Source organism: Polaromonas sp. P1_G2, from assembly GCF_056405515.1.
In genome coordinates, this window is the sequence record NZ_JBFUBY010000328.1 from 1 (window position 1) to 4,176 (window position 4,176).

At 63.6% G+C, this 4,176-nt stretch carries 5 protein-coding genes; 1 reads left to right on the forward strand and 4 read right to left on the reverse strand.

What is annotated here, in order from left to right:
- Positions 1-197 (reverse strand): DUF465 domain-containing protein (locus AC1D0P_RS22745; RefSeq protein ID WP_477678822.1); only part of this gene is annotated, 197 nt, incomplete at its 3' end.
- 84 nt (positions 198-281) lie between these two features.
- Between AC1D0P_RS22745 and AC1D0P_RS22750 the strand changes: the two genes are divergently transcribed.
- Positions 282-1,067 (forward strand): PP2C family protein-serine/threonine phosphatase, encoded by a 786-nt coding sequence (locus tag AC1D0P_RS22750; protein WP_477678823.1) that lies wholly within the window; start codon positions 282-284, stop codon positions 1,065-1,067.
- Here the strand turns inward: AC1D0P_RS22750 and AC1D0P_RS22755 are convergent.
- From AC1D0P_RS22755 to lpdA, 3 genes are all read right to left on the reverse strand, one after another.
- Positions 1,056-1,718, reverse strand: a complete 663-nt coding sequence (locus AC1D0P_RS22755; RefSeq protein WP_477678824.1) for a hypothetical protein — start codon at positions 1,716-1,718, stop codon at positions 1,056-1,058. The two genes, AC1D0P_RS22750 and AC1D0P_RS22755, sit on opposite strands and share 12 nt — an antisense overlap.
- Entirely contained in the window at positions 1,715-2,818 is a 1,104-nt protein-coding gene (zapE, locus tag AC1D0P_RS22760; protein WP_477678825.1) for a cell division protein ZapE, read from the reverse strand. The genes AC1D0P_RS22755 and zapE overlap by 4 nt, the downstream gene beginning before the upstream one ends.
- Before the next feature lie 19 nt (positions 2,819-2,837).
- A partial coding sequence (lpdA, locus tag AC1D0P_RS22765; protein ID WP_477678826.1) for a dihydrolipoyl dehydrogenase occupies positions 2,838-4,176 on the reverse strand: 1,339 nt, incomplete at its 5' end.

Consider the following 4,176-nt stretch of genomic DNA (forward strand, 5'->3'; position numbering starts at 1 on the left):
GGCTCGGGGGGATCCAGCGACAGCTCGAGTTGAGCGATCTGGTCACGCAGCTGCAGGCGCCGCTTTTTGAGGCGCCTGAGCAGCAGTTCGTCGATGGGCAAGGAGTGCGCCGCAATGTCTACCAGGGCATTGAGGTCCGCGTGCTCCATTTTCAGTTCGATCAGCTGCCGTTCCGGGGAATGTAAATTTAAGTCCAAGGTTTTTTATCCGTACGCGCTGCTTCGCTTGATAATACGTCGATTGCGACCATAAATCGAGCCTCGCGCCCGAACGACCACACAATGTCCAAAGGTTATCGAATCACCGCCTCCACCGGTATCCACAAAGGAGATCGGGACTACCAGCAAGACCAGGTCAACCTGTTCAGCCACTCGCGGATTCCCGGCTGCATGCTGGGCATCGTGGCCGACGGCATGGGAGGACGCAGCGGCGGGCGCAAGGCCTCCGACCAGGTCATGCTGACCACCAAGCAGCTGTTTGACCGCTATGACCCCGCGACCGATGACGCCCCCGCGATGCTCAAGCAGATCGTCGAGGAAGCGCACATCGTGATCAAGCTCACCGCGATCTCGGCCGAACAGGAACCGCACAGCACGCTGGCGGCTTTCCTGATCAACCCGGGCGGCGACTGCCACTGGGTGCATACCGGCGATTCCCGCATCTACCATTACCAGGGCAGCAAGCTGGTGCATCGGACGGTCGACCATTCCTACGTGCAGACGCTGGTCGACAAGGGCGAGATTACCGAGGACGAAGCCAATGTCCATCCCCAGTCCAACATCCTGATGGGCTGCCTGGGCACCGAAGAAGCGCCGCCCATCACGCACCACTTCATCCCCCAGTTGCGCCCCGAAGACGTGCTGCTGGCCTGCAGCGACGGCGTGTGGCACTACTTCAGCGCCAGCGAAATGGGCTCAGCCCTGTCCATGCTGTCRCCTCGTGAAGCCACCGAATTCCTGATCCAGAAAGCGCGCTCCCGCGCGCGGGGCGGCGGCGACAACCTCTCGCTGGTGATCGTCAAGCTCGAGCCACTGGCCCCTGAGCCCCCTGCCCGCCTAGTTGGGTAAAGGCAGGGACTTGGCCGGCGGCTTGGTCTGCTTCAGGCGGTCGCTTTCGTGCTGGGCTTTGCGCTCCTGCGCTTCCTTTTGGCGCTCACTCAATTTCTTGGCTTCGGCGGCCGCCGTAGCCTGCTTGTCAGCCCTGCCCTGGGATTTTTCCTGGCTTCCCTTTAACCGGGCGGCGCTGGCGTCGCTGTTGCCTTGCTCACCGGCTTTGGCGGCAGCGCGGTCTTCGTTCTTCTTCTTTTCCCGCTCCAGGCGCGACTGGTAATCCGCCGCGGCTTTGGCTCGCTGGTCCGCGGCTTCCTGCTGCTTCTCGGGCGACGATTTCTCTTCGGTCTTGCGAACCTGCTCGGCGCCCCTGATGCGGCGCTCTTCATCGTTGAGCAGGATCTCCTGCCGTCGCAGGTCGCCCATCGCCTCGCGCCGCCGCTCGTTGATCTTCCCCAGGCAGCTGTTGACGGCGAATTTTTTATAGCACTCCGCATCTTCGGCCAGGAAACCCGCTTCGAGCCGCGCGCGATCCGCGTTGATCCTGGCGCGATCGGCGTCAATGCTGCGCGGCGCTTCGGCGGGCGCGGCCGGCTCCTGCACCGCGGGTTGCGCGCCCGCAAGCACGCCCAGGGTGGCGATAAAGCATGCGACGGCGAATTTTTTCATGTGAGGGTCGTATCCACGTTTCGGCGTTCAAGCGCCAGGAATTCCTTCGACTGCATTTCGTTGAGCCGGGAGACGGTGCGAGGAAACTCGTGCACCAGCGGCCCCTCGGTGTACAACGCCTCCGGAGGCACTTCTGCCGACATGATGAGCTTGACCCGCCGGTCGTACAACACATCCACCAGCCAAGTAAAGCGCCTCGCCTCGGAAGCCATCCGTAACGGCATGTAAGGCACGTCGCTCAAGAGCACGGTATGGAACTGGGTCGCGATCTCCAGGTAGTCGTTTTGCGAGCGCGGGCCGCCGCACAGCGTCTTGAAGTCGAACCACACCACCCCGCCCGCCTTGCGCCTGGCCTGGATCTGCCGGGCCTCGATCTGCAGCACCGGGTTTTCATCCTGGGACTCCGCCAGCGCGTTGAAAGTTTCCGTCATTTCGGCATCGGCCTGGGRGCCCAGCGGCGTGTGGTAGAGCCTGGCCTGCTCCAGGGTGCGCCTGCGGTAGTCGGTGCCGTTGTCGACGCTGATGACTTCCAGGTTGGCCTTGAGCAGTTCGATGGCCGGCAGCACGCGGTCGCGATGCATGCCGTTCGGGTACAGCTCGTCCGGGTGAAAGTTGGAGGTAGTGACAAAGCCGACGCCGTTCTCGAACAAGGCCGACAGCAGGCGATGAAGAATCAYGGCGTCGGTGATGTCGGCCACGTGGAACTCGTCAAAGCAGATCAGGCGATAGCGCTTGGCCATGCGCCGGCCGAGTTCGTCCAGCGGGTTCGCCGTGCCCTGCAGGTCCTGCAGTTCACGGTGCACCTCGCGCATGAACTCGTGAAAATGCAGCCGGACTTTCCGACGCAGCGGAACGGCGCCGAAAAAACAATCCATCAAAAAGCTTTTGCCGCGCCCGACGCCGCCGTACATGTACACGCCGCGCGGAATGTCGGGCCGGTTGATCAGCTTCTTGAAAGCATTGGATCGCTGCTCCTTGAAGTTGGCCCATTCCGAGGCACAGCGCTCCAGCGCCTCGACGGCGCGCAACTGCGCGGGGTCGCTTTGATAACCCCGCGCCGCCAGTTCAGCGTCGTACGCCGCGCGTACCGGTTGAGTCACGGACCCGTGCCCGGCCAGATCAGAAGTTCAGCGTGCGCTTGTCCACCGCCAGCGCGGCTTCCTTGGTCGCCTCGCTCAGCGACGGATGCGCGTGGCAGATGCGCGCGATGTCCTCGCTGCTGGCGCGGAACTCCATGGCGACCACGCATTCGGCGATCAACTCGCTGGCGAAAGGCCCGACGATGTGCACGCCCAGGATTTCATCGGTGGCGGCGTCGGCCAGCATCTTGACCATGCCGGTGGTATCGCCCAGCGCCCGCGCACGGCCGTTGSCCATGAAGGGGAAGGTGCCGGCCTTGTAGGCGCGGCCGGCGGCCTTGAGCTGCTCTTCCGTCTGGCCCACCCATGCGATCTCAGGGTTGGTGTAGATGACCCAGGGAATCGTGTTGAAGTTGACGTGGCCGTGCTGGCCGGCGATGCGCTCGGCAACCGCCACGCCCTCTTCCTCGGCCTTGTGCGCCAGCATGGGGCCGCGCACCACGTCGCCGATGGCCCAAACGTTGGGCAGGTTGGTCTTGCATTGGTCATCGACCACCACCGCGCCGCGCTCGTCGAGCTTGAGGCCCACGGCTTCCGGCGCCAGGCCGATGGTGTTGGCCACGCGGCCGATGGAAACGATCAGCTTGTCGACCTCCAGCGCCTGCGCCTGTCCCTTGGCATCGACATAGGCGACCGACACGCCCTTCTTGGCGGACTTGATCTCGCCGACCTTGACGCCGAGTTCGATCTTGAGGCCTTGCTTGGTGAAAGCCTTGTGGGCTTCCTTGGCGATCTGCTGGTCCACCGCGCCCAGGAAGGTCGGCAGGCCTTCGAGCACCGTCACCTCGGCACCCAGGCGGCGCCACACCGAGCCCATTTCAAGGCCGATCACGCCGGAGCCGATCAGGCCCAGCTTCTTGGGCACCGCGCCTATGCGTAGCGCACCGTCGTTGGACAGGATGTTTTCCTCGTCGAACGGCGCGCCAGGCAATGCGCGGGCATTGGAGCCCGTGGCCACGATGATGTGCTTGCCGGAAATGGTTTCCTCGGCGGCGCCGGCGACCTTGACGTCATACAGGCCGTCCTTGGCGGTGGCAAAAGAACCGCGGCCGTGGAAGAAAGTCACCTTGTTTTTCTTGAACAGGTAGACGATGCCGTCGTTGTTCTGCTTGACGACGGTGTCCTTGCGGCCCAGCATCTTCGCGACGTCCAGGCTCAAGCCCTTGATCTCGATGCCGTGGTCGGCGAAGTGATGGCCGGCCTGCTCGTAATGCTCGGACGACTGCAGCAGCGCCTTGGAGGGAATGCAGCCCACGTTGGTGCAGGTGCCGCCCAGGGCGGGACCGCCCTTGGCGTTTTTCCATTCGTCGATACAGGCG